23 protein-coding genes are annotated in these 24,399 nt (G+C 71.1%); 9 read left to right on the top strand and 14 right to left on the bottom strand.

What is annotated here, in order from left to right:
- Positions 1-181: 181 nt before the first annotated feature.
- Positions 182-1,795 (top strand): RNA polymerase sigma factor, encoded by a 1,614-nt coding sequence (locus BLS95_RS41520; RefSeq protein ID WP_090945082.1) that lies wholly within the window; start codon positions 182-184, stop codon positions 1,793-1,795.
- A gap of 11 nt (positions 1,796-1,806) precedes the next feature.
- Here BLS95_RS41520 and BLS95_RS41515 read toward each other — a convergent pair whose 3' ends face one another.
- The 7 genes from BLS95_RS41515 to BLS95_RS41485 all read right to left on the bottom strand — a co-directional run bounded on the left by BLS95_RS41515 (position 1,807) and on the right by BLS95_RS41485 (position 8,774).
- Positions 1,807-2,214: a hypothetical protein gene (locus BLS95_RS41515; RefSeq protein WP_090945081.1), complete on the bottom strand. Its 408-nt coding sequence runs from the start codon at positions 2,212-2,214 to the stop codon at positions 1,807-1,809.
- A gap of 100 nt (positions 2,215-2,314) precedes the next feature.
- Positions 2,315-3,505 carry a lipid-transfer protein gene (locus tag BLS95_RS41510; protein ID WP_090945079.1) on the bottom strand — a complete coding sequence of 397 codons (1,191 nt, stop codon included), beginning with the start codon at positions 3,503-3,505 and terminating at the stop codon, positions 2,315-2,317.
- Positions 3,502-3,921 (bottom strand): MaoC/PaaZ C-terminal domain-containing protein, encoded by a 420-nt coding sequence (locus tag BLS95_RS41505; protein WP_090945131.1) that lies wholly within the window; start codon positions 3,919-3,921, stop codon positions 3,502-3,504. Before BLS95_RS41505 ends, BLS95_RS41510 begins: the two co-directional genes overlap by 4 nt.
- Positions 3,921-4,868 (bottom strand): bifunctional MaoC family dehydratase N-terminal/OB-fold nucleic acid binding domain-containing protein, encoded by a 948-nt coding sequence (locus BLS95_RS41500; protein ID WP_090945077.1) that lies wholly within the window; start codon positions 4,866-4,868, stop codon positions 3,921-3,923. The genes BLS95_RS41505 and BLS95_RS41500 overlap by 1 nt, the downstream gene beginning before the upstream one ends.
- A complete protein-coding gene (locus BLS95_RS41495; protein ID WP_090945075.1) occupies positions 4,865-6,019 on the bottom strand; it encodes an acyl-CoA dehydrogenase family protein in 1,155 nt (384 codons plus the stop codon). The genes BLS95_RS41500 and BLS95_RS41495 overlap by 4 nt, the downstream gene beginning before the upstream one ends.
- On the bottom strand, positions 6,019-7,167 hold the full coding sequence (locus tag BLS95_RS41490; RefSeq protein WP_090945073.1) for an acyl-CoA dehydrogenase family protein: 1,149 nt from the start codon (positions 7,165-7,167) through the stop codon (positions 6,019-6,021). Before BLS95_RS41490 ends, BLS95_RS41495 begins: the two co-directional genes overlap by 1 nt.
- Entirely contained in the window at positions 7,167-8,774 is a 1,608-nt protein-coding gene (locus BLS95_RS41485) for an AMP-binding protein (RefSeq protein ID WP_090945071.1), read from the bottom strand. Before BLS95_RS41485 ends, BLS95_RS41490 begins: the two co-directional genes overlap by 1 nt.
- A 190-nt stretch (positions 8,775-8,964) precedes the next feature.
- Here BLS95_RS41485 and BLS95_RS41480 point away from each other — a divergent pair, with 190 nt between their 5' ends.
- The 6 genes from BLS95_RS41480 to BLS95_RS41455 all read left to right on the top strand — a co-directional run bounded on the left by BLS95_RS41480 (position 8,965) and on the right by BLS95_RS41455 (position 14,811).
- Positions 8,965-9,618: a TetR family transcriptional regulator gene (locus tag BLS95_RS41480; RefSeq protein WP_090945069.1), complete on the top strand. Its 654-nt coding sequence runs from the start codon at positions 8,965-8,967 to the stop codon at positions 9,616-9,618.
- Positions 9,619-9,745: 127 nt separating this feature from the next.
- Positions 9,746-10,687, top strand: coding sequence for an NADP-dependent oxidoreductase (locus tag BLS95_RS41475; protein WP_090945067.1), 942 nt, complete (start codon positions 9,746-9,748; stop codon positions 10,685-10,687).
- A 161-nt stretch (positions 10,688-10,848) separates the two neighbouring features.
- Positions 10,849-11,841, top strand: a complete 993-nt coding sequence (locus tag BLS95_RS41470; protein WP_090945065.1) for a sigma-70 family RNA polymerase sigma factor — start codon at positions 10,849-10,851, stop codon at positions 11,839-11,841.
- A 42-nt stretch (positions 11,842-11,883) separates the two neighbouring features.
- The gene (locus BLS95_RS41465) at positions 11,884-13,014 is read left to right on the top strand and encodes a steroid 3-ketoacyl-CoA thiolase (RefSeq protein WP_090945063.1); all 1,131 of its coding nucleotides are present in this window, start codon (positions 11,884-11,886) and stop codon (positions 13,012-13,014) included.
- A gap of 74 nt (positions 13,015-13,088) precedes the next feature.
- Positions 13,089-14,111, top strand: a complete 1,023-nt coding sequence (locus BLS95_RS41460) for an MBL fold metallo-hydrolase (protein ID WP_090945061.1) — start codon at positions 13,089-13,091, stop codon at positions 14,109-14,111.
- Positions 14,112-14,136: 25 nt separating this feature from the next.
- Positions 14,137-14,811 (top strand): FadR/GntR family transcriptional regulator, encoded by a 675-nt coding sequence (locus tag BLS95_RS41455; RefSeq protein WP_090945059.1) that lies wholly within the window; start codon positions 14,137-14,139, stop codon positions 14,809-14,811.
- Here the strand turns inward: BLS95_RS41455 and BLS95_RS41450 are convergent, their stop codons facing one another.
- Complete coding sequence (locus tag BLS95_RS41450; RefSeq protein ID WP_090945057.1) at positions 14,812-15,543, bottom strand: SDR family oxidoreductase; 732 nt, start codon at positions 15,541-15,543, stop codon at positions 14,812-14,814.
- 103 nt (positions 15,544-15,646) lie between these two features.
- On the opposite strand from BLS95_RS41450, the gene BLS95_RS41445 reads away from it, so the two are divergent.
- Entirely contained in the window at positions 15,647-16,501 is an 855-nt protein-coding gene (locus tag BLS95_RS41445; RefSeq protein ID WP_090945055.1) for a helix-turn-helix transcriptional regulator, read from the top strand.
- A gap of 60 nt (positions 16,502-16,561) precedes the next feature.
- Complete coding sequence (locus BLS95_RS41440) at positions 16,562-17,509, top strand: DNA polymerase ligase N-terminal domain-containing protein (protein ID WP_090945053.1); 948 nt, start codon at positions 16,562-16,564, stop codon at positions 17,507-17,509.
- A gap of 55 nt (positions 17,510-17,564) precedes the next feature.
- On the opposite strand, the gene BLS95_RS41435 is transcribed toward BLS95_RS41440, so the two are convergent.
- The 6 genes from BLS95_RS41435 to BLS95_RS41410 all read right to left on the bottom strand — a co-directional run bounded on the left by BLS95_RS41435 (position 17,565) and on the right by BLS95_RS41410 (position 24,391).
- Entirely contained in the window at positions 17,565-18,503 is a 939-nt protein-coding gene (locus tag BLS95_RS41435) for an aldo/keto reductase (protein ID WP_090945051.1), read from the bottom strand.
- Positions 18,503-19,483: an ABC transporter permease gene (locus BLS95_RS41430; RefSeq protein ID WP_090945130.1), complete on the bottom strand. Its 981-nt coding sequence runs from the start codon at positions 19,481-19,483 to the stop codon at positions 18,503-18,505. Before BLS95_RS41430 ends, BLS95_RS41435 begins: the two co-directional genes overlap by 1 nt.
- 5 nt (positions 19,484-19,488) lie before the next feature.
- Positions 19,489-20,967, bottom strand: coding sequence for a sugar ABC transporter ATP-binding protein (locus BLS95_RS41425; RefSeq protein WP_090945049.1), 1,479 nt, complete (start codon positions 20,965-20,967; stop codon positions 19,489-19,491).
- Positions 20,967-21,995, bottom strand: coding sequence for a sugar ABC transporter substrate-binding protein (locus BLS95_RS41420; protein WP_090945047.1), 1,029 nt, complete (start codon positions 21,993-21,995; stop codon positions 20,967-20,969). Before BLS95_RS41420 ends, BLS95_RS41425 begins: the two co-directional genes overlap by 1 nt.
- Positions 21,996-22,355: 360 nt before the next feature.
- A complete protein-coding gene (locus tag BLS95_RS41415) occupies positions 22,356-23,090 on the bottom strand; it encodes an SDR family NAD(P)-dependent oxidoreductase (RefSeq protein WP_245765603.1) in 735 nt (244 codons plus the stop codon).
- Positions 23,087-24,391, bottom strand: a complete 1,305-nt coding sequence (locus BLS95_RS41410) for an L-fuconate dehydratase (RefSeq protein ID WP_090945128.1) — start codon at positions 24,389-24,391, stop codon at positions 23,087-23,089. The genes BLS95_RS41415 and BLS95_RS41410 overlap by 4 nt, the downstream gene beginning before the upstream one ends.
- Positions 24,392-24,399 lie beyond the last annotated feature (8 nt).

Raw genomic sequence — 24,399 nt, 5'->3', positions numbered from 1 at the left:
CTGACCAGGGTTATTCACATGAAATCCGGATCTGGTAGTGCGCCAGACCAGGGTGTGTTGGCATGATTACCCCACAGACGTCCAACGACCGCATTCGCTCCTCCGCACGCTCAGCCCTCACAGAGTCAGCAGCAGCAAGAGTCATCGTCAGCGTCCGCACCAGCAGCAAGGATCCGGCCCCGTGTCTCAGCCGCTCACCGGTCAGCGCCCCCGCGCAGAACTGGTCGCAGAGCTCTACGACCGTCATGCCGCCGGGCTGTTCGCGTACTGCGCTGACCAGCTCGGCGACCCAGGCTCCGCGTCCGATGTCCTGTTGGCCGTGCTCACCGGCGTCCCCGACGCCGAGCCTCCCCGTGCCGCTCTCTACGCGCTCGCCCGCCGGGAGATCCACCGGCGGGACATCGTCTACTCGCCGCCCACCGTCGATCCGCTCACCGACCCGGCCTCCGCGCTCGTGGAGCGCACCCTGCGCGAGCTGCGGCCGCACCAGCGCGAGGTGCTGGTGCTGTGCACGGTGTGCGGGCTGAGCATGGCCGAGCTGGCGTGGGTGCTCGACGTCGCGCCGGACACCGCCGAGGAGCTGGTGGTGGGGGCGGCGCACCGCTTCCGGCAGTCGCTCGGCATGGCGCTGCTCGGCCTCGGGGCCCGCGTCGACAGGTCCGCCGAGGACGTCTACGGCGCGCTGGGCATCGCGCCGCTGCGCGACGTGCTGTGCCGCCTGCCGTGGCCGGAGCCGCCGGGCGGGCTGCGCATCCACTTCGCGGGCTCCCGTACGGCCAGCCCCGGGCCGCTGTTCGTCAAGCCGCGCTGGCCGGGGCCGCCGGTCTGGCCGCAGCCGCTGGCGGAGGCCGACCCGGCGACCAGTACGGTGATCTTCCCTACCGAGTTGCTGACACCGCCGTCACCGTCGCGGGCCCGCGAGCACGAGGCGACCACGGCCCCGATGCCCAAGCTCCGCGACCCGCTGGGCGCGCTGGACGCCGCCGCGTTCTTCCCGGGCTCGCCGGTGCCGGGGGAACGGCCGTTCTTCCTGGCGGCGCCGACGGGGCCGGAGCCGTTCGTGACGGGCGACGTGATCCTGCCCGGCGACGCGGACGAGCCCTTCGCGACCGGCGATGTGCTGCTGCCCAGGAACCCGCCGCCGCCGTCCGCGATCGAGGACGTGCTGGTGCACAAGGGTCCCGCGCGTCCCTTCGACCCGGCGCCGGCGCGTGAGGACCGCCTGCGGTCCCAGCCGGTGGAGTCCCAGCCTGCGGAGACCCGGTGGACGGGGGCGCAGCGGAGGTTGCCGCGATGGACGGGGGCGCAGCGGTCCGAGGACGCGGGCCGGGTGGCGGCGCCGCTCTTCCAGCCGCGTTCCAGGCCCGCGGAGCCGCGTCCGCTGACCGATCCCGCGGCGCCGCTGTTCGGCGCCAAGCCCCCCGAGCCGGTCTACCGGCTGCCGCAGCCCGAGGACGAGCTTTCCGGCACGGGTCCGCAGCCGTCCGTGAGGGACCTGGGAGCCGTGCCTGAGCCGTCCCCGCGCCCTGACGTTCCGGCGGGTGACGCGCCTGTGTCGGCCCTGCGCTCGGAGGCTCCGTTTCCGCTTCGCCGGGAAGCGTCCCTGCTGGCTCCGCGCCCGGTGCGCGCCCGCCCGCAGACCAAGCGGAAGCCGGAGATCACCGCACGGCCGCCGAAGGCGCGGCGGCGCCGGGAGCGTCATCACGACTGGGCCTGGGAGCTGATCGGGTTCCTGGTGTGCGTGGCCATCGCGATGATCGTGTTCTTCTCGGTGCCGCAGTTCCTCGGGCCCTGATCCGACGGGCGTCAGCCGTACTGGCGTCTTCTGATCGGGCAGGGGTGCGGGACGTGGCGGTTCGGGCAGCAGATCACGGCGATACTGGCGAACCGGCCGCCCTGCAGCCATTCGCCCCACTCCACGTCCACGCCGCGCGGCAGCAGGTCGCGGGCGGTGGCCAGCCGCTCCTCCGGCGTGATCCGCTGGGGCGGCGGCAGCGCGGAGCGCACCTGGTCGTACTCGGCCGCCAGCCAGCCCACCGCGCCCGCCACGTCCTCGAACGTGGCCGCGATCCGGGAGGCGGGCTTGGCCAGCCAGTCGCCGGTCCGCATCGGCGGCAGCGGCGAGGACCGGAAGCCGGGCGCGTCCGGGCGGCGCTCGGCCTCGTCGGACAGCTCGTCGCCCACCCCCGTCCACCGGTAGGCGTGCCAGTGCATGGTGTCCCCCGCAGCGCTGAGAGGCGGCGCCTATTCCTCCCATTTCTCCTGCCCTGCGGAGCTACCTCCGGAAACGTACCGTGCCTGGTGCGGCCGGGGGTCAGCCCGCCGAGAGGATGAGGCCGCTCGTCGGCACCCCGGTGCCCGCGGTGACCAGGACGTTCGCGACGCCGGTCAGCTGGTTGGCGGCGGTGCCCCTGATCTGGCGGACCGCCTCCGCGATGCCGTTCATGCCGTGGATGTAGGCCTCGCCGAGCTGGCCCCCGTGCGGGTTGACCGGGAGGTGGCCGTCCAGCTCGATGCCGCCGTCCTTGACGAAGTCCGGCGCCTCGCCCCGGCCGCAGAAGCCGAGCTCTTCCAGCTGGGCCAGGACGAACGGGGTGAAGTGGTCGTACAGGATGGCCGTCCGGATGTCCCGCGGTGACAGTCCCGACATCTCCCAGAGCCGCCCGCCCACCACGGACATCTCCGGCAGGCCGGTCATGTCATCGCGGTAGTAGCTGGTCATCATCATCTGGCCGGCGCCCGCGCCCTGGGCCGCCGCCGTGATCACGGCCGGGGATCGGCGCAGGTCGCGGGCGCGTTCGGCGGAAGTCACCACCAGGGCCACCGCGCCGTCACTCTCCTGGCAGCAGTCGAGCAGGTGCAGCGGCTCCACGATCCACCGGGACGCCTGGTGCTCGGCCAGCGTGATCGGCCGCCCGTGGAACCAGGCCGCCGGGTTGGTGGCCGCGTGCCTGCGCATCGCCACCGCCACCCGCCCGAAGTCCTCCGACGTCGCGCCGTGCACATGCATGTATCGCCGCGCGAACATGGCCACCCACGCCGCGGGCGTCATCAGCCCGTACGGCACGTGCCAGCTCATCTCCAGGCCCTGGGAGGTGGGCTCGCCGGTCAGCCCGGCGTTCGGCCGGCCGAAGCGGCGCCCGGAACGTTCGTTGAACGCCCGGTAGCACACGACCGTCCTGGCCATCCCGGTGGCCACGGCCATGGCCGCGTGGGCCACGGTCGCGCAGGCCGCGCCGCCGCCGTACTCGACCCGGGAGAAGAACGTCAGGTCGCCGACGCCGGTCTCCCTGGCCACGGCGATCTCCTGGTTGGTGTCCTGGCTGTAGGTGACCATGCCGTCCACGTCGCCGGGCGACAACCCGGCGTCGTCCAGCGCGGCCAGTACGGCCTCGGCGGCCAGCCGCAGCTCGGAACGCCCTGACTTCTTGCTGAACTCGGTGGCCCCGATGCCCGCCACGGCCGCCCGCGCCTGTGCCAACTCCCCCGTCTCCTTCCTGGTCATCCGGCCCGGCCGGCCGGGAGGGTGAGGGTGACCGTGCCGGTGGCGTGGTCACCCAGGCTCACCCGGCCACGCACCTCGACCGTGAACCGGCCGTCCGCGTCCGACACGACCGTGCCCTCGAAGCTGAGTCGGTCGCCCGCGTACGCGGGGACGCCGAGCCTGACGTTGATGCCCCCGATGACGGCCGCCGGGCCCGCCCAGTCCGTCACGTAGCGCTCGACCAGGCCCATCGTGGTCAGGATGTTGAGGAAGATGTCCTTCGAGCCCTGGGCCCTGGCGAGCGCGGTGTCGTGGTGCACCGGGGTGAAGTCCATCGTGGCCAGCGCCGTCGAGATGACCATGGTGGGGGTGAGCTCGACGGACGACGGCGGGAGCGCGGTGCCGGTCGTGACCTCGTGTGCCGTCAGCGTCCGCATCACGCCTCCCCGGGTGTCCACATCGGCAGGACGAGCCGGTCGTCCATCGAACGGTAGGTCACGCGCAGCGGCATGCCGATGGTCACCTCCTCGATCGGACAGTCCACGACGTTCCCGACGATGCGTACGCCTTCCGGCAGCTCCACCACGCCCACCACGAACGGGGCCTCGCGCCCCGGGACGGGCGGGTGGTGGTGGACGACGTAGCTGTAGAGGGTGCCCGTGCCGGTCGCGAGCGTGTGGGTGCGGTCGGCCGAGCGGCAGCGGGGGCACAGGGGGCCGGGCGGGTGGCGCAGCTCGCCGCAGTCGGCGCAGGACTGGATGCGCAGCTCGCCGCGCTTCGTGCCCTCCCAGAAGAAGGCGGTGTCCTGGTTGGTCGCGGGCCGCAGCGGATACGGCTCGCGGCGCGAGGGCTCGGGCGAGGGCTCGGCTGGGCGCTCGGCTGGGCGCTCGGCTGGGCGGAATTTCAGGACTCGGAAGAGCATTTCCGCTACCGGCTCGTCGTCCTCGACGTACCAGGTGATGTTCCAGGTGGCGAAGTAGCCCACGCCCAGGGCCGTCCGCTTGGGCCCCGCCAGGTCCGTGAACCTGGTGGCGGCGGTGAGCCGCTCGCCCACGCGCACGTACCGGTGGTAGGTCTGCTCGCAGTTCGTCGCCACCACGCCCGTGTACCCGCCGGCGTCGAGCGCCGTCATCATGTCGTCCACCGGCGAGCGTCCCCTGGCCCCGGTGCGCAGGCCCTGCATGGTCCACACCTGCGCCATCGCCGGCGGGGCCAGCCCCTGGTCCAGGTAGACCGGGTTGGCGTCGCCCATCGCGGCCAGCCAGTGCCTGATCATCGGCACGTTCACCGGATCGGCGGCCGGCACGCCCCGCACCTCGCCCAGCGCCACCTGCTTGGCCGCGAGCTCGCGCAGCTCCTCGTGGATTCTGTCCTCGCGGGTCATCGCGGCGGCCTCGGCAGGCCCAGGCCGAGCATCGCGATCAGCTCCCGCTGCACCTCGTTCACGCCGCCGCCGAACGTCAGCACCACCCCTCCCTTGACCCCGGCATCCGTACGTTCCAGCAGCTCGGCCGTCTCCGGGTCCGCCGGGTCGCCATACCTGGCCAGGACGTCGCCGACGATCCTGCCGATCTCCTGCATCCGCTCGGAGCCGTAGATCTTGGTGGCCGAGGCGTCGGGGGCGCCCAGCCAGCCGAGGTCCATGTTCGCGGCGACCTGCCAGTTCAGCAGCTCGTTCGTGCGGAAGGCCGCCCACACCCTGGCCAGCGCCCGGCGTACGTCCGGGTGCTCCGCCAGCCCGGTGCGGCGGGCCCAGGCGAGGAAGCGGTCGTAGGTCTGGCCGAGGTTCCCGGCCGGGCCGAGGGTGACGCGTTCGTGGTTAAGCTGGTTGACGATCAGGTCCCAGCCCCGGTCCACCTCGCCGACCACCATGTTCACCGGCACGCGGACGTCGGAGTAGTACGTGGCGTTCGTGTGGTGGCGGCCGTCCATGGTGACGATCGGCGTCCAGGAGAACCCGGGGTCGTCGGTGGCGGCGATCATCATGGTGATGCCCTTGTGCTTCTTGGCCTCGGGGTTCGTACGGACCGCCAGCCAGATGTACTGGGCGTAGTGCGCGCCGCTGGTGAAGATCTTCTGGCCGTTGACCACGTAGTGATCGCCGTCGAGCACCGCCGTCGTACGCAGGGAGGCCAGGTCCGTGCCCGCCTCGGGCTCGCTGTAGCCGATCGCGAAGTGGCACTCCCCGGCGAGGATGCGCGGCAGGAAGAGGTCCTTCTGCTCCTGGGTGCCGTACTGCATGATCGTGGGCCCCACGGTCTGCACCGTGATGATCGGGTACGGCACGCCCGCCCGGGCTATCTCGTTGGCGAAGATCTGCTGCTCCAGCGGGCCGTAGCCGCCTCCGCCGTATTCCTTGGGCCAGCCGAGGCCAAGCTTGCCGTCCCGGCCGAGGCGGCGGCAGTGCTCCATGTACGCCTCGCCGAACGGGTCCGCCCCGATCTTCCTGCGGTCGTCGCCGGAGAGGCACGTACGGAAGTACTCGCGGAGTTCGTCGCGAAGTGCGCGTTGGCCGTCGGTCAGGTCGATCAGCATCAGACGAGCGCTCCGATCAGGTCGAGCTGGGCGTCGGCGCCGCCGAGCAGCTGGGACAGGTGCCTGGCCTGCGCGAAATAGCGGTGCAGCGGGTACGTCACGTCCAGCCCCAGCCCCCCGTGCAGGTGCTGGCAGGTGTAGAGGGCCTTGACCGCCTCGCTCACGTGATAGGCAGCCAGCGCCACGTCCCGTTCGGCGGGCAGCCCCTCGCCCAGCCGCCACACCGCCGACCACATGGCCACGTCCAGGGCCCGGCCGGCGATGTAGACGTCGGCGATCTGCATGGTCACCGCCTGGAACTCGGCCAGCGCCCGGCCGAACTGCCTGCGCTCCTTGATGTAGGCGGTGGTCAGCTGCAGAGCCCCTGCCAGCACGCCGCTGGCCTGGGCGGCGACGGCGGCCATGAACAGCTGCCGCACCCCGGCGACCGCCTCACCCCCGCCCACCCGCTCGCCCGGGGCACCGTCGAGCACGATCGTGGCGGCGGGCTCGCCGGTAGAGGTGTACTCGGAGCTGACCGCGACCCCGGCGACCCCGGCGACCCCGGCACCACCGGCGACCTCGCCGACCCCGCCTCCACCGGTCCCCTGCTCGCCGAACGACCGCTCACCCGACGGCTGGTCGCCGAGCGACTGATCGCCGAGCGGCCGGTCCACGGGCGGCCGGTCGCCAGGCGGCCGGTCGACGAGGAACAGCCCTTCGTCGGCGGTGACCAGCAGGGGCAGCGCCGGGTAGGGAACCGAGGTCTTGCGTCCGTTCAGCGCCCAGCCGTCGGCGGTCCGCCGCGCGGTCGTCAAGGGCGGATCGGCCAGCGCCCGGCCGGGCTCGTGCAGCGCGACCGCGAGCCCCGCCCCTCCTCCCTCCTCCGACCCGAGGCGTTGTCGCTGTTCAGGGGTGCCATGGCGGGCCAGGGCCAGCGTGCCCACCAGCACGGGCAGCGCACCGGCCGCGGCCGCCCTGGCGCCCACCTCCCGCAGCACCACGGCCAGCTCCACCGGCCCGAGCCCGGCCCCGCCGGCCTCCTCGGGAACGCACACGCTCATGAGCCCGGCCTGCCACAACCGCTCGCCGGGGTCCCCGTCCCTGGCCAGCACCTCGGCCGCCAGCTTCCGCAGGTCTTGCTGGGTCTCGTCCAGGTTGAAATCCATCAGGTCTCCAAGAGGTGTTGCCTGCCGTGCCGTACGAACTCCTCCTCGATCCCCTTGACGTCCGCGTCGGTCAGGAGCCGGAGCCCGGCGGCGGTACGCCACCAGACCGGGTCCGCGCCGCGCCAGCGCTCGCGGGCGAGCACCCGCTTGATGACCTTGTGCGAAGGCGTCAGGGGCAACCGCCGGGAAAGCCGGATGTAGCGGGGTAAGGACTTGGCTCCCAGATCGCGACGGGACGTCAGGAAGGCCAGGAACGCGTCCGGGTCGAAGGCCCCTTCCAGCACGAGCGCCGCCATGACCTGGTCACCGGCCGCCGCGTCGGGCACCGGGTACACCGCCGCCTCCACCACCCCGGCGAACTCCCGCAACGCCGCCTCGATGGGCGCCACGGCCAGGTTCTCGCCGTCCACGCGGAGGCGTTCGGTGCCCCGGCCGGCGAAGAACACGTGGCCGTCCGCGTCGGCGTAGGCCAGGTCACCGGACCAGAACGCGCCCTGCCTGATGCGCTCGGCGTCCGCCTCCAGGTCGTTGTAGTAGCCGTCGAACAGCCCGAGCCCCGCCGTGTTGACCAGCTCGCCGACGGCCTCGTCCGGGTTGAGCAGCCGGCCGTGCTCGATCAGGCCCGGCGGGCAGGGCCGCCCGGTGAACGGGTCAAGGATCCGCACCCCGTCGGGCAGCCTGCCGAGCGAGCCCGGCGGCCCGGCGGGGTCGGGGGTGAGCGAGATGGCCGTCTCGGTGGAGCCGAAGGCGTCGATCACCAGGCAGCCGAACCGCTCCGAGAACCTCCTGGTGGCCACCGCGCTCCCCTCGTTCCCGAACGCGATCTTGAGCGGGTTGCGGGCGTCGTCGGAGCGTTCCGGGGTGGCCAGGACGTAGGAGAGCGCCTTGCCCACGTAGTGCGCATACGTACAGCCGTAGCGCCTGATGTCGGGCAGCAGTCCCGAGGCCGAGAAGCGCCGCCGCAGCGCCAGCGCGGCCCCCGAGGCGACGGCGGGGGCGTAGGCGGCCATCAGGGCGCCGGAGTGGAACAGCGGCATCGAGCAGTAGACGACGTCCTCGGGCGTGAGGAACGCCGCCAGGCTCTCCCCGGGGACGGCGATCTTCCGCTGCGTGACGCGCACGGCACGGGGACGGCCCGAGGTGCCGGAGGTGAAGATCAGCATCACCAGATCACCGGGCTCGACCGTGCCCGCCGGCCCGGCGGGCTCCAGGAGCCCGGGGGACACGGCGGACAGGGGCAGGACCTCCAGTCCGAGCGCCGCCGCCACCGGCCCGGCGAGCCCGGCGTGCGGGTCGTCCGCCAGGAGCAATCCGACGTCGGTCGCGCGGGCGTCGCGGATCAGCTCCTCGACCGATCGGGTGGGGTTCAGTGCCACCACCACGGGGCCGCCCAGTGCCGCCGCGCCCACGAGGAAGACCAGTTCGGGGACGTTCTCGCTGATCACGCCGACGTGCGGGCGGGCGGCCCGACCGGACAGCCAGGCTCCGGCGGCACGGCAGGCGGCGATGTGCTCGCGCCACGACCACGTCGCGTCCTCGAACATCAGCCCAGGTCGATCGTCCTCGGCCCGGGCGAGAAGCAGGGACGCGAGGGTGTTCGCGGTCATCGCTCCTCCAGCAGCAAGCGCTAGGTCAGCCGAATGGCAAACTAGAACACATTCTAATCTCTGTCCAGTGGCCGCCCGCGCGGACAAGTATTGATATATGCCGGTAATGCCGTAGACATGGGGCTATACGGCTGGTTTGTGACCGGCGAGTAACAAGCCGCGTTGTCGAGAAATCAGATAACGTGTTCTTATGCGTACCTCGCACGCGTCGATCGCCGCGCCCTCAAGCGACCCCGAGGGGACCATGGAGACCCATTCCACCCCACCGGGCGGGCACAGCGTCCGTACGCGCAGCCAGCACCAACGCCGCAAGCGCATCGTCCAGGCCGCCGCGGCGCTGGCCTCGCGCGGCGGGGTCGAGGCCATGCAGATGCGCACCGTGGCCGAGCGCGCGGGCGTGGCGCTGGGCACGCTCTACCGCTATTTCCCCTCCAAGATGGACCTGGTCGTGGCGGTGGTGGGCGAGGAGCTCGACCTGCTGGAGAGCAGCATCGAGCGCCGCCCGCCGAGCGCGGCCACGCCGTCGAGCCGGGCGGTCGACGTGCTGATGCGGGCGACCCGCGGGCTGATGCGCGAGCCGGAGCTGGCCGACGCGCTGATCCGGTCGCTGATCATGGCCGAGGTGCAGACCCCGTTCGGCGACCGCATGACGGGGCTGCTGCTGCGGGTCTCGGCCGACGGCCTGACGATCGACCAGGCCACCGAGGAGCAGCTCGACCTCGCGGGATCGCTGGCCAGCGTGTGGGTGCAGGAGCTGCTGGAGATGCTGCGCGGCCGGCGCACCTACGACCAGATCCAGCGGCGCATCGAGACCGCGTCCGCGCGGCTGCTCGCCGACGTCTGAGCCCCTTCCTTCACTGACAGGGCGTCCGGTCCGGCCGTCGTGCCCGACATGGCCCGATTTTTACCCATCCTGACCTTCGGGCCACTCGCGCGCCGGCTCGGGTCCGAGCACGCTGTACGGCATGAAGATGAACGCCATCAGCCAGGACGCCCTCGGCGGCCCGGACGTGCTGCATTTGATACAGGCCGACAAGCCGACCCCCGGCCCGACGGAGGTCCTGGTACGGGTGGAGGCGACCTCGCTCAACCCGACCGACTGGAAGACCCGAGCGACCGGCGGCATGCTGGGACAGCCGCCGTTCGTGCTCGGTTACGACGTCTCCGGCGTCGTCGAGTCCTCGGGCGTCGGGCAGGCCCTCTACCGGCCGGGCGACGAGGTGTTCGGCATGCTGAAGTACCCGCAGGGGCACGGCTCGTTCGCCGAGTACGTCACGGCGCCCTCCCGGCACTTCGTACGCAAGCCGGCGGGCGTCGACCACGTCCAGGCGGCGGCGGTCCCGCTGGCCGGGCTGACCGCCTGGCAGGCGCTCGTGGACTTGGCCGACGTGCGGGCGGGCCAGCGGGTGCTCATTCACGCCGCCGCGGGCGGGGTGGGCCACCTGGCGGTGCAGATCGCCAAGGCGCGCGGCGCCTACGTGATCGGCACGGCCAGCGCCGCCAAGCACGACTTCCTGCGCGGCCTGGGAGCCGACGAGCTGGTCGACTACCGGACCCAGGACTTCGCCGAAGTGGTGCGGGACGTGGACGTCGTGATCGACACCGTCGGCGGCGAGTACGGGCCGCGCTCGCTGCGGACCCTGCGCCCCGGCGGCACGATCGTCTCGCTCGTCCTCAGCCTGCTGGATCGCGGCGTTCACGCCGAGGCCGTCGCCGAGCTGGGCCTCCGTTCCGAGACCATGCTGGTGGAGCCGGACCACGCCGCGATGCGGGCGCTCGCCGCCCTGATGGAGGCGGGCCGGCTGCGGGCGGAGATCGCCGCCGTGCTGCCGCTGGCGGAGACGGCCAAGGCGCACGAGCTCGGCGAGACCAACCGCACCACCGGCAAGATCGTCGTCACGGTCCCGCACTGACCACGCGCGCCGGGCCGGGATCGCCCTCGCCGTGCCCCTGCCAGGGCGAGGGCGGTCCCGCCGCGGTGATGCCGCCCGTCGAGGGGCGTGCATCGCACTGATTGACCGGTCGAAGGTAAAGAATTCATCGGTCTGTCGGTGGCGCCGTCTATACAGGTGGTATGACCGACAAGCCGACGAATGAGGACTTCCTCCAGGCGGCCGATCCGATGCGGCGGGAGTTGCTGGCGCACTGCTACCGCATGATGGGGTCGGTGCACGACGCCGAGGACCTCGTCCAGGAGACCTACCTTCGCGCGTGGCGCGCCTATGACGGATTCGAGGGGCGTTCCTCGTTGCGTACGTGGCTCTATCGCATCGCCACCACCGCGTGCCTGACCGCGCTCGACAGCCGCAACCGGCGGCCGCTGCCGACCGGGCTGGGCGCGCCGAGCATCGAGGCGAACGCCCCTCTCTCATATGACGCCGAGGTGCCGTGGCTGGAGCCCGTGCCGGACGCGATGACGGGTGTGGGCGGCGCCGACGACCCCGCCTCGATCGTCACCTCGCGCGAGAGCATCAGGCTCGCGCTCATCGCGGCGCTGCAGCACCTGCCGCCCCGGCAGCGGGCGGTGCTGATCCTGCGTGACGTGCTCAAGTGGCGGGCGGCCGAGGTGGCCGAGGCGGTCGGCACCTCCACCGCGGCCGTCAACAGCATCCTGCAGCGCGCCCGTGCCCAGCTCAACGAGGTCGCGCCGAGCCTGGACGATCCGGTGGAGCCGCTGTCGCGGGAGCAGCGGGACCAGCTCGACCGTTACGTGGCGGCGTTCGAGAACTACGACGTCGACAGTCTGGTGCACCTGTTCACCAAGGACGCGGTCTGGGAGATGCCGCCGTTCGTCGGCTGGTACCAGGGGCCGGACGCGATCGTGGAGCTCACCAGGACGCACTGCCCGGCCAAAGGAGCCGGCGATCTCCGGCTGATCCCCATCGGCGCCAACGGGCAGCCGGCCTTCGCCGTCTACTACCGGACCGACGGCGTGCACCGGAAGTTCGCGATCATGGTGCTCACTTTTTCCGGAGAGAGCCTCAGCCACGTGGGGATGTTCTTCGACCTGAGCCTGTTCGAGCCCTTCGGGCTGCCGGAGACGCTGGAGGCTTCCGCAGCAAAGTAGAACGCGTTACAGTCACGCCAGTACATCGTTCTGGAGGTGACCGTGGGCACACCCGTGATCGTCGAAGCGGTACGGACTCCGATCGGCAAGCGGGCGGGCCAGTTGGCCGGTCTGAAGCCGCAACAGGTTCTCGCCACGGCGCTCATCGGGCTGGTCGAGCGGTCGGGGATCGACCCGGCGGCGGTCGACCAGGTCTTCGCGGGCTGCGTCACCCAGGCGGGCGAGCAGGGCGGGCACGTCGGCCGGTACGCATGGCTCTATGCCGGGCTGCCGTACCAGGCGGGCGTCACCACCGTGGACGCCCAGTGCGGCTCCTCGCAGCAGGCGGTGCACCTGGCGGCGGCGATGGTCAGCGCCGGCGTGATCGAGGTCGGCGTCGGCTGCGGCGTCGAGATGATGAGCCGGGCGCCGCTCGGGAGCAACGTGCTGCCCGCGCGCCCGAAGCCGGACGACTGGAGCATCGACCTGCCCGGCCAGTTCACCGCCGCGGAGCGGGTCGCGCGGCGGCGCGGGCTGACGCGGGAGCGGCTCGACTGGTTCGGGGCTCGCTCGCAGCGGCTGGCCGCCAAGGCGTGGGCCGACGGGCGGTTCGAGCGCGAGATCGTGCCCGTCGGTGACGTGCGCCGGGACCAGGGTTTACGGGAGACGAGCACCGAGACGCTGGCCGGGCTCAAACCCGTCGTCGAGGGCGGCCTGCACACCGCCGGCACGTCCTCGCAGATCTCCGACGGCGCCGCCGCCGTGCTGGTGATGAGCGAGCAGGCGGCCCGGCGGCACGGGCTGCGGCCCCGGGCGCGGATCCTGGCGCAGGTGCTGGTCGGGGCGGAGCCGTACTACCACCTGGACGGGCCGGTGGACGCGACGGCCAGGGTGCTGGCGGCGGCCGGCATGACGATGGGCGACCTCGACAGGTTCGAGGTTAATGAGGCTTTCGCGTCGATCGTGCTGTCTTGGGCGAGCGTGCACGAGCCCGACTTCGACCGCGTCAACGTGAACGGCGGTGCGATAGCCCTCGGGCACCCGGTGGGCGCCACCGGCGCGCGGCTGATCACCACGGCCCTGCACGAGCTGGAACGCTCGGACTCGACGACCGCGCTCGTCACGATGTGCGCGGGCGGGGCGCTGGCCACGGCGACGATCCTGGAACGGATCGCCCCGGACCCGGCTCGGTGAGCAAGCGACGCATCGGCACGGCTGATCGGTTGTCCGGCACGGGTCCACGGCACTCGTCACGTATCGGGGGGCAGATGAAGAGCAAGCGCAGGCCGTACGCGGAGCAGCGGCCGCAGGATCTCGGCGGCGGGGTGTGGAGCGTGCCGGTGCCGATCCCCGGCAACCCGCTGGGCTACACCCTCGTCTACGCCCTGGAGTCGCCCAGGGGCCCCGTCCTGGTCGACGCCGGGTGGAACCACCCGGACGCCTGGGAGGCGCTCAGCGGCGGCCTGGCGGCGCTCGGGCTCGACGTGACGGCGGTGAGCGGGGTGGTCGTCACCCACTTCCATCCCGACCACGCCGGGCTGGCCGGGCAGGTCAGGGACGTCTCCGGCGCCTGGATCGCCATGCACGAGAACGACGCGGCGCTGGTCAGGCTCATGACCGCGTACGCGGCCGGCGAGCACGACAGGTTCCAGGCCGACATGCTGCGGCGGGCCGGGGCCGACCCCGCCGAGGCCGGCCGGTCGATGGGCGAGAGGCCCACGCCGCCCGCCGCCCCCGATCGCGAGCTGCGCGACGGCGACCTGGTGGACCTGCCGGGCCGCAAGCTGCGGGCCGTGCACACGCCCGGCCACACCCCCGGGCACATCTGCCTGCACCTGGAGGACGCCGACCGGCTGTTCACCGGCGACCACGTACTTCCCGACATCACCCCACACGTCGGCATTTATCCCTTTGATCGCGATGATGTCGATCCATTGGGTGATTTCTTGGAGTCGTTGACCCGGGTCGGCGAGCTGGGACCGCTCGCCGCCCTGCCCGCTCATGAATGGATATTTCCTGATGTGGCCGCGCGGGCCGCCCAGATCCGCCACCATCACGAGGAGAAGCTCGACCGGTTGCTCGCCCTCCTGGCGGAGCGGCCGGACCCGCCGACCATCTGGGAGGTCGCCGCGATGATGACGTGGAACAGGCCGTGGGACGCCCTGTCCCCCGTGCTCAGGAGCATGGCGGCCGGGGAGGCCGCCGCTCACTTGCGCACGCTGGAGGCCAGAGGCCGGATACGTCGCCTCTCCGGTGTCGATCCCGTGCGCTTTCAGGCTCTAGACTCCTAGACATCCGATGTCTAGGGAGAAAAGCGTGGCGGTCACCGACGCGGCCATCGACAAGATCAAGCAGATGATCCTCTCAGGCGAGCTGGCCCCAGGCGACCGGCTGCCGAAGGAGGCCGACCTGGCCGAACGCCTGGGCCTGTCACGCAACTCACTACGCGAGGCCGTCCGCGCGCTGTCGCTGATCAACGTGCTGGACGTGCGGCAGGGCGACGGCACCTATGTCACCAGCCTGGAGCCCCGGTTACTGCTGGACACCATGTCGTTCGTGCTCGACCTGCACCGTGACGACACGGTGATCCAGTTCTTCGAGGTGCGGCGCATCCTGGAGCCGGCCGCCACGGCGATGGCCACCGAGCTGATGACCGACACCGAGATCGAGGAGCTGCGGGTGATCCTGGAGTCGCTGCCCGCCCGGCCCACGGTCGAGGAGCTGGTCGCCAACGATCTGAAGTTCCACCAGCGCATCGCTCTGGGGTCGGGTAACAGCGTGTTGTGCTCGTTCATCGAGAGCCTGTCAGGTCCGACCACTCGGGCGCGGATCTGGCGCGGGCTCACGCAGGAAGGCGCGATGCAGAAGACGCGGGAGCAGCACACCGCGATCTACGAGGCCATCGCCGCCCGCCAGGCCGACGTCGCCCGTTCCTGGGCCACCGTGCACGTCGCGGGCGTGGAGTCGTGGCTGCGCAAGGCCCTGGCCTGATCACCAGGGATAGACGCCGCCCAGCTCACTGAGGAAGACGCCGGTCGGGGCGTCGGGCATGGTCGCCTGGCGGGCGACGTGCGCGCCGCCCTCGTCGGCGGGCAGTACGCCGGTGAACCCGTTGAGGTCGGTGGCGCAGAAACCGGGCGACACCGCGTTCACCTTGATCGGCGTGTCCCGCAGTTCCTCGGCGTACATGAGGGTGACGGCGTTGAGCGCGGCCTTGGAGGAGTTGTAGCCGAGCAGCGTCGCGTAGGCACGGAACTCCGAGGCGGAGTCGGTCAGGAAGGCGAATGTGCCGAGGCCGCTGGACACGTTCGCGATGCGGCCGGCGGCCGACCTGCGCAGCAGCGGGAGCATGGCGTTGGTGACGGCGACGACGCCGAGCACGTTCGTCTCGTAGACCTCGCGCAGCAGATCGACCGGCATCTCGCTCGGCCTGTGGTGCTGGTCGCGGGTGACCGCGGCGTTGTTGACCAGCAGGTCCAGCCGGCCGAACTCGCGGTCGACCAGGTCGGCCGCCGCCTCGACGGTGCCGAGGTCGGTGACGTCCAGACGGACGAACCGGGCATCCAGCCCCTCGGCCACCAGCTCGGCGGCCGCCTTCGTGCCGCGTTCGGGATCGCGGGCGCCGACGAACACGACGTTTCCGGCCTGGCCCAGGACGCGGGCGGTGGCGTACCCGATCCCCTTGTTGGCACCGGTGATGAGAACGATCTTCTGTTCGGTCATGGCCCCAGCCTCGCCGCGAACGCGCCGGACCGGCAGAGAACCGTTGAACCACGGATCGGCGGTCCCTGGTTACCGGGCCCGCAGGTCAGGCATGCTGACAGGTATGGATCGGGTCAACAGGGAGGAACTGGCGGCGTTCCTGCGCAGCCGGCGCGCGCTCGTGCGGCCGGCGGACGTGGGCCTGGAGGCGGGCAAGCGCCGCCGCACCCCGGGGCTGCGCCGTGAGGAGGTCGCCCAGCTGGCCGGGATGTCCGTCGACTACTACGCCCGCCTGGAGCAGGGGCGCGGGCCGCGCCCGTCGCGCCAGATGCTCGGCGCCATCGCCAGGGCCCTGCGCCTGTCCGACGACGAGCGCTCCCACCTGCACTACCTGACCGGCGAGCCGCCGGGGCCGCCGTCGGGGCCGCCGCGCGACCTGCGGCCCAGTGTGCTGCATCTCCTCGACCGGCTGCCCGACAACCCGGTGATCGTGCTGGACGCCAAGTTCGACGTCCTGGCCTGGAACGCGCTGGCCGCCGCGCTGCTCACGGACTTCTCCACCCTGCCCGCCGACGAGCGCAACATCGTCTGGCGCTTCTTCACCGACCCGCGGGCCGAGTCCTTCCTCGATGCCGAGGACACCTGGCACTTCGCCCGGGCGGCGGTGGCCGACCTGCGTGCCGTCGCCGCGCGCTATCCGGCCGACCCCGGCGTCAAGCGGCTGATCGGCCGGTTGCTCGCGGGTTCCGCCGAGTTCGCCGAGTTGTGGGCGGGGCACGACGTGACGGTGCGGCGGTCCGTGCGCAAGCGGCTCAACCACCCGGTGGTGGGATGGCTGGAGCTCGACTGCGACGCGCTGCACGTGCCCGAGTCCGACCAGTGGGTCGTGTTCTACACCGCCGCGCCCGGGTCGCCGTCGTACGAGGCGCTGCGGCTGTTGAAGGTCGTCGGCATCCAGGACCTCGGGGTGAGCTCATGAGGTCCTGGTGGCGGCACCGGCTCGTGATCCGGAAGGGTACGAGCGGGTAGGACCGTCCTTGTGCCCGACAAACTCTCGAAATATCGGAGCAAACGCGACGCCGAACGTACCCCCGAGCCCGTCCCCGACTCGCTCTCCTCCTCGCCGGACGGCAACGCGTTCGTCATCCAGGAGCACCACGCGCGGTCCCTGCACTGGGACCTGCGCCTGGAACGCGACGGCGTGCTGGTCTCCTGGGCCGTCCCCAAGGGCCTGCCCGCCGACCCCGGCACCAACCACCTGGCCGTGCGGACCGAGGACCACCCGATGGAGTACCTGACCTTCCACGGCGAGATCCCCCAGGGCGAATACGGCGGCGGCACCATGACCGTCTGGGACACCGGCACGTACGAGACGGAGAAGTGGTCGGATCGCGAGGTCAAGTTCGTCCTGCACGGCGAGCGGGCCGACGGCCGCTTCGTGCTCTTCCGGACCAGGGGCAAGAACTGGATGATCCACCGCATGGGCGCCGCGGCCCGCGACCCGTTCCCCGACGTGGACCCCATGCTCCCCACCCGGCGCGCGAAGCCGCCGCGGGACCCAGCGGCCTACGCCTTCGAGTTCGCTTGGGGCGGTCGCCGCCTGCTGGTCCCCATCGAGGGCGGGCGCACCACGGCCGCCCGCGAGCATCCGTGGCTGCGCGCGCTGGCGGAGTCGTTCGGCAGCCGTACGGCGGTGCTGGACGGGGAGCTGACCACCCTCGGCGGCGCGGAGATCCTGGTCTTCTACGACCTCCTGTACGACGACGGCCACTCCCTGCTCGCCGAGCCCTACACGACCCGGCGGGCCGCCCTGGAGGCACTCGGGGTGACGGGCGGCCACTGGCAGACCGCCCCCGCCTGGCCGGGCGACTTCGACCCGGTGCGCCAGGCTGCCAGGGAACAGGGGCTGCCGGGGGTGCTCGCCAAGCGCCTGGACTCCCCGTACGAGCCGGGTACGTCCACGTCCTGGCTGCTGCTCCCGTCGTGAAGCGACCACCTCCCGATGCGCCGACCGCCCGTTAGCGCGCTCCGGGGGGCATGCACTAACGTGACCGGGCCAGCAGCCCCTCCGACTCCAGCTCCGCCCAGAGCTCCTCCGGCACCGGGCGGGACCACAGGTCGGCGTTGGTGGTGACCTCCTGCGGGGTGCGGGCGCCCAGGACGATCGTGGCGATCGCCGGGTGGCGCAGCGGGAAGGCCATCGCCGCCTGCGGGAGCGTGACGCCGTGGCGCTCGCAGACCTTGGCGATCCTGGTGGCCTTCTCCAGCAGCGTCGCGGGGGCCGGGGCGTAGTCGTACGTGCCCGACGGCGTGGGCGTGGCCAGGATGCCGCTGTTGAAGACGCCCGCCGCCAGCACCCGTACGCCGCGCTCCACGCACGCCTCCAGCAGCGGCAGGCCCGACTGGTCGAGCAGCGTGTAGCGGCCGGCGAGCATGACCACGTCGATGTCGGTCTCCTGGACGAAGCGCAGCGGGACCTGCCACTGGTTCATCCCGATGCCGACCGCCCGGATCACGCCCTCGGCCCGCAGCTCCGCCAGCGCCGGGTACGCCTCCTCGATCGCCTGGTCCGCGTGGTCGTCCGGGTCGTGGATGAGGGCGAGGTCGACGGCCGGGAGCCCCAGGCGTTCCAGGGACTCGCGCAGCGACCTGCGTACGCCGTCGCGGGAGAAGTCCCAGCGCCGCTCCAGGCCGGCACGTACGTCGAAGCCCTCGGCGTCGGCCCCGCCGTCGGCGGCGGGCACCAGCAGCCGGCCGACCTTCGTGGACAGAAGGTAACCGGAGCGACCGGCCAGCGCCGCACCCAGGCGGCGCTCCGACAGGCCCAGCCCGTAGTGGGGCGCGGTGTCGTACAGCCGCACCCCGCGCTCCCAGGCGGCCTGGACGGTGGCGCTCGCCTGCTCGTCGGTCACCCCTTCGTACAGGTTGCCGATCGGCGCGCCGCCGAAGCCGTGACGTGGTAGGTCGATCACGCCGGCCATCAATCTTGTGCCTTTCCACCTGCTATGCGGCTGATCATCAGGGCGATGAGGATGATGCCGCCGTAGATCACCGGCTGCCAGAAGCCCGAGACGCCGATGAGGGTCAGGATGTTCTGCACCAGGCCGATCACCAGCACGCCGGTCAGCGCGCCGAGGATCGTGCCCTTGCCGCCGTCCATGCTGACGCCGCCGATGACCGCCGCGGCGAACACCATGAAGATCCAGCCGACCCCCATGCTGTTGCCGATCGCGCCGAGGCGGCCGGTCTCCAGGATGCCCGCCAGGGCGGCGAGCGTGCCGCCGAGGATGAACACCCCGTACAGGACGCGGTCCACCCGGATGCCCGCGGCGCGGGCGGCGTCGGAGTTGCCGCCGATCGCGTAGAGCGAGCGGCCGGCCCGGAGGTAGCCCAGCCCGAACATGCCCGCGGCGAACAGCGCCCCGGCGATCCAGATGGCCGCGGGCAGGCCCAGCCACATCGCGCTGCCCAGGTAGAGGATCGAGTCGGGGAGCTGGAACAGCGTCTTGCCCTCCGTCGGCCCCTGCAGGAAGCCGTGCACGATGATCAGCATGGCCAGCGTGACGATGAACGCCGACAGCTGGAACCTGATGATCAGGAAACCGTTGAACGCCCCGATGGCCGCGCCGATCAGCAGGGCCAGCGGGATCACCAGCACCCCGGGCAACCCGAGGCCGAACCCGCCCGCCGACACCGGGATGATCAGCATGACCGCGATGGCCGGGGCGGTGCCGACCGTCGACTCCAGCGACAGGTCGAACTTGCCGGCGATCAGGATCATCGCCTCCGCCAGCACCAGGAGCGAGATCGCGGCCTGCTGCTGCAGGACGTTCGTCAGGTTGCCCGCCGTCAGGAACGTCGGGTCCAGGAACGCGCCCACCACCAGCAGGAGCAGGATCACCGGCACGAGCGTCAGGTCGCGGAACCTGGCCAGCCGTAGCCGGGGTGCCGGCGCAGTCACAGTGGTCACTCTTCTATGCCTTCCATCACGGCCACGAGCTCGTGGTCGGCCCAGCCACGCGGCACGTCCTGCACCACCCTGCCGTGGAACATCACCAGCACCCTGTCACAAATGCGCAGGTCGTCCAGTTCGTCGGAGACGACCACGGCCCCCGCTCCCCGATCGACCGCGTCCTCGACCGCGCCGAGCAGGGCCTGCTTGGCCTTGACGTCGACACCGGCGGTCGGGTTGATCACGACCAGCACCGTCGGGTCGTCCACGAGCGCCCGCGCGAAGACGACCTTCTGCGCGTTGCCCCCGGACAGGTCCCCGACCGGCTGATCCGGTCCTTCGGTCTTGATATCTAGATTTTTGATCATTTCTACTGCTTTGTCCCGGCGTCGCGTCGGGGACACCATGCCGTACCGCCCGAGCTTGCGGGCGATCGGGAAGGTGGCGTTCTCCCCCACGGACAGCAGGGGGACGAAACCCTCGTGGTGCCGGTCCTCGGGCACGAAGCCGAGACCCGCCCGCATGGCGGCGGGCACGTCGCCCTGCCGGACCTGGGTGCCGTTGACCGTGACCGTGCCCGTGTCCGCCTTGCGCAGCCCGACCAGGGTCTCGGCCAGGCCGACCTTGCCGCTGCTGGCGGATCCGGCCAGGCCGACGACCTCGCCGGATCTGACCGAGATGTCCACGTCCTGGTAGCGGCCGGCCAGTGACAGACCCTCCCCCGACAGCACGACCGTGTCGCCGGGGGTGCGGGTGCGGGCCTCGTACGCGGTCGTGGCCTCGCCCGTCATCGCGGCGACCAGCTCGTCATGCGGGAGGTCGGCCGCCGGCCTGGTGAGAACGTGCCGGGCGTCGCGGAAGACCGTGACGCTCTGGCAGATCTCGTAGATCTCGTCCAGGTGGTGGGAGATGTACATCATCGTGACGCCCTGCTCGCGCAGGGACCGCATGCGGGTGAACAACCGCTCGATGGCCGGCCCGTCGAGCCTCGCGGTCGGCTCGTCGAGGATGATGAACCTGGCCCCGAACGACAGCGCGCGGGCGATCTCCACGAGCTGGCGCTGCTCGACGGTCAGGTCGCCTGCCAGCGCCTGCGCGTCGACGTCCACCTCGTACGTGTTCAGCAGCTCGCGTGCCCTGGCCCGCAGCCCGCGCCAGTTGATCAGCCTCCCGGCCGACTGACGGTTGAGGAACAGGTTCTCCGCCACCGTCAGGGCCGGGATGATCGTCGGCTTCTGGTACACACAGGCGACCCGCTGCCGCCAGGCGTCGCGATCGGCGAGGGCGGGCGCCGCCTCTCCCGAGAACAGCACCTCGCCCGCGTCGGGCCGCTGGAGCCCGGTGAGGATCGACACCAGGGTGGACTTCCCGGCGCCGTTCCTGCCGACGAGTGCGTGCGTCTCGCCCTCGGCGATCGCGATCTTCGCGCCGTTGAGCGCCGTGGTTGGCCCGAAACGCTTTACGACATCTCGGGCCTCAACATGATTTTTCATTAGTTGACCTGGTTGCCCCAAAGGGCCTTGTCATCCACGTTGTCCTTGGTCACGAGCGGCGCGGGGAGCTGGTCCTCCATGCCGTTCGGGAGCTGGATGATCGTGCTGTCGTGGTCGGTGGGACCGGGCTGGAACGTCTTGCCCTCGGCCGCCGCCTTGGCGTAGAAGAGGGCGTACTTGGCGTACAGGTCGGCCGGCTGGGACACCGTGGCGTCGATCTCGCCCTTGCGGATCGCCTCGAACTCCTGCGGGATGCCGTCGTTCGAGACCACGAAGACGTGCTTGGGGTCCGTCGGCGGGACCAGCAGGCCCTTCTGCTTCAGCACCTGCAGCGTCGGGGCCAGGTGGACGCCGCCGGCGTGCATGTAGATGCCCTTGATGTCCGGGTTCTGCTCCAAGCGGGTCTGCAGCATGGACGCGGCCTTGCTGCCCTCCCACTCGGTCGGCTCGCTGAACACCGTGATCCCGGGGAACTTCGACTTCATGCACTCCAGGAACGCCTCGGACCGGTCCCGGCCGTTGATCGAGCTCAGCGCGCCCTGGAGCTGCACGACCTTGCCCTTGCCGCCGAGCTTCTCGCCGAGGAACTCGCAGGCCTTGGTCCCGTACGCGCGGTTGTCGGCGCGTACGACCATGTAGACCTTGCCCTTGTCGGGCCGCGTGTCCACGGTCACGACGGGGATCTTCTTGTTTTCGAGCTGCTGCAATGTAGTGGCCACCGCTCCGGTGTCCTGGGGGGCCATGACGATCACCTTGGCGCCCTGACCGGTCAGCGCCTGCACGTTGCTGACCAGCTTGGTGACGTCGTTCTGCGAGTTGGTGGCCGGCATGAGGTCCACCTTGAGCTCACCGGCCATCTGCGGAACGTACTTGATGTAGCTGTTCCAGAAGTCGGAGTCGGCACGGGGATGATCGATGCCGACCTTCGCGCCGCCGCCTCCTGCTTCTGCTCCTGTCGAAGTGTCTGAGCCACACGCCGTGATGATCGTAAGGAGGGCCGCGACCGCGACCGCCGGTCCGAGCTTCATGGGGGGTTACCTTCCTTACTGGTGGGCCGGAGCCGGAGCTCCTGCACACCTCCGTCCGTACTTGATGAGACGGAAGCGGAGTCCCTGCATGCCACCGTCTATGAGATGGGCTTGAGGCGAGGTGCCCCATGCCGCCGACCTTTTGTTGATGAGACGGCCTGAGGCTGGGTGCCCCATGCCGCTGTACTTTGTGAGATGGGCCTGAGGCTGGGTGCCTCATGCCGCTGTCCTTTGTGAGATGGGCCTGAGGCTGGATGCCTCATGCCGCTGTCCTTCTTGAAGCAGCCCTGAGGCGGGATGCCTCATGACGCCGATCTTTATGAAGTGAGCCTGAGGCAGGGTGCCTGCCCGCCGGAGCCCTTATGAGGTGGGGCGGAGCCGGAGTCCCTGCATGCCGCCGTCGACCGCGAGCGCGGTCCCGGTGGTGGCACCGGCCTCGGGGCCGGCCAGGTACGCGATGGCCGCCGCCACCTCCTCGGCGCTCACCAGGCGGCCCATCGGCTGCCTGGCGTTGAGCGCCGCCCGCTCCGCCTCGGGGTCGGGGGCCGCGTCGAGCAGCCTGCCGACCCACGGGGTGTCCGCGGTGCCCGGGTTGACGCAGTTGACCCGGATGCCCTCGCGGATGTGGTCCGCGGCCATCGCGAGCGTCAGCGACAACACCGCGCCCTTGGTCGCACTGTAGAGCGCGCGCTGGGGCAGCCCGGCGGTGGCCGCGATCGAGCAGGTGTTGACGATCGCGGCGTGCTCCGACCGACGCAGGTACGGCAGCGCCGCCCGGGCCACCCGGACCATGCCGACCACGTTGACGTCGAACACCTGGTGCCACTCGCTGTCCGGGTTGTCCTCGACAGTGCCCTGGGCCCCGATGCCGGCGTTGTTGACCAGCACGTCGATGCCGCCCAGTCGCTCCGCCGCCTCGGCCACCGCGGTACGCACGCTCGCGTCGTCGGTGACGTCGGCCTTGATGCCGATGAACGGCTCGCCCGGCGGGTTGAGGTCGAGGCAGGCGACCTTCATGCCCCGCTCGGCGAGCAGGGTGGCGGCGGCCAGGCCGATGCCGGAGCCGCCGCCGGTCACGACTGCTTTCAGGCTCACTCGTCCCTCCAAACCTCGCCGCCGGGGAACGTATGGGCGGCGATCGACTCTGCGTGCATCTCCGCGCTGAACCCGGGCGCGGACGGGGCGACGTACCGGCCGTCGCGGATGACGACGGGGTCAATGAAGTGCTCGTGGAGGTGGTCGACGTACTCGATCACGCGGTGGTCCATGGTGCCGGTGACCGCCACGTAGTCGAACATCGACAGGTGCTGCACCAGCTCGCACAGCCCGACACCGCCCGCGTGCGGGCACACCGGGATCCCGAACTTGGCCGCGAGCAGCAGAATCGCCAGGTTCTCGTTGACCCCGCCGACCCGGGCCGAGTCGATCTGCAGGTAGGAGATCGCCTCGGCCTGCAGGAGTTGCTTGAAGAGGATGCGGTTCTGTACGTGCTCGCCGGTGGCCACCGGGACCGGGGCGATGCCCCTGGCGATGGCGGCGTGTCCGAGCACGTCGTCGGGGCTGGTCGGCTCCTCGACCCAGTGCGGGTGGAACTCCTTCAGCGCGTTGACCCACTCGATCGCGGAGCCGACGTCCCAGCGCTGGTTGGCGTCGATGGCGATCGGGAAGTCGGGCCCGCAGACCTCGCGGGCCACCCGGAACCGGCGCCTGTCGTCGTCGAGATCGGCGCCGACCTTGAGCTTGATCTGGGTGAAACCCTGGTCGAGGGCCTCCTTGCAGAGCCTGCGCAGCTTGTCGTCGTCGTATCCGAGCCAGCCGGGGGAGGTGGTGTAGGCGGGGTAGCCGGTTTCGAGCAGCGTACTGATCCGCTCGGCCTTGGTCGCTTCCGCATTTTTCAGGATCTGGAGGGCTTCGTCCCGTGTCAGGGCGTCGCTCAGATAGCGGAAGTCGATGAGCCCGACCAGCTCCTCAGGCGACATGTCCGACAGCAACCGCCACAACGGCTTACCCGCCCGCTTGGCCTTGAGATCCCACAGGGCGTTGACCACGGCGGAGATCGCCATGTGCATGACGCCCTTCTCCGGCCCCAGCCAACGCAGCTGCGAGTCGTTGACCATGTCCAGGTAGAGCGCGCCCAGGTCTTCGACGTCCTTGCCGACCACGTACGGCTCCAGCGCGCTGATCGCCGCGGTCTGGACGTCGTTCCCGCGCCCGATCGTGAACGCGAACCCGTGCCCCTCGAACCCGTCGTCCGTCGTGAGCACGACGTAGGCGGCGGAGTAGTCGGGGTCGGGGTTCATGGCGTCGGAGCCGTCGAGCTCCCGCGAGGTCGGAAACCGCACGTCGTGCGTCTTCATCCCAACAATCCGGTACGCCCCCGCCCCCTGGCCGGACATCTCGGTCA

The organism is Nonomuraea jiangxiensis (genome assembly GCF_900099965.1).
Taxonomy (GTDB): Bacteria; Actinomycetota; Actinomycetes; order Streptosporangiales; family Streptosporangiaceae; genus Nonomuraea; species Nonomuraea jiangxiensis.
The sequence above is the reverse complement of the archived record's forward strand: the minus strand, read 5'-3'. Positions and strand labels throughout refer to the sequence as shown.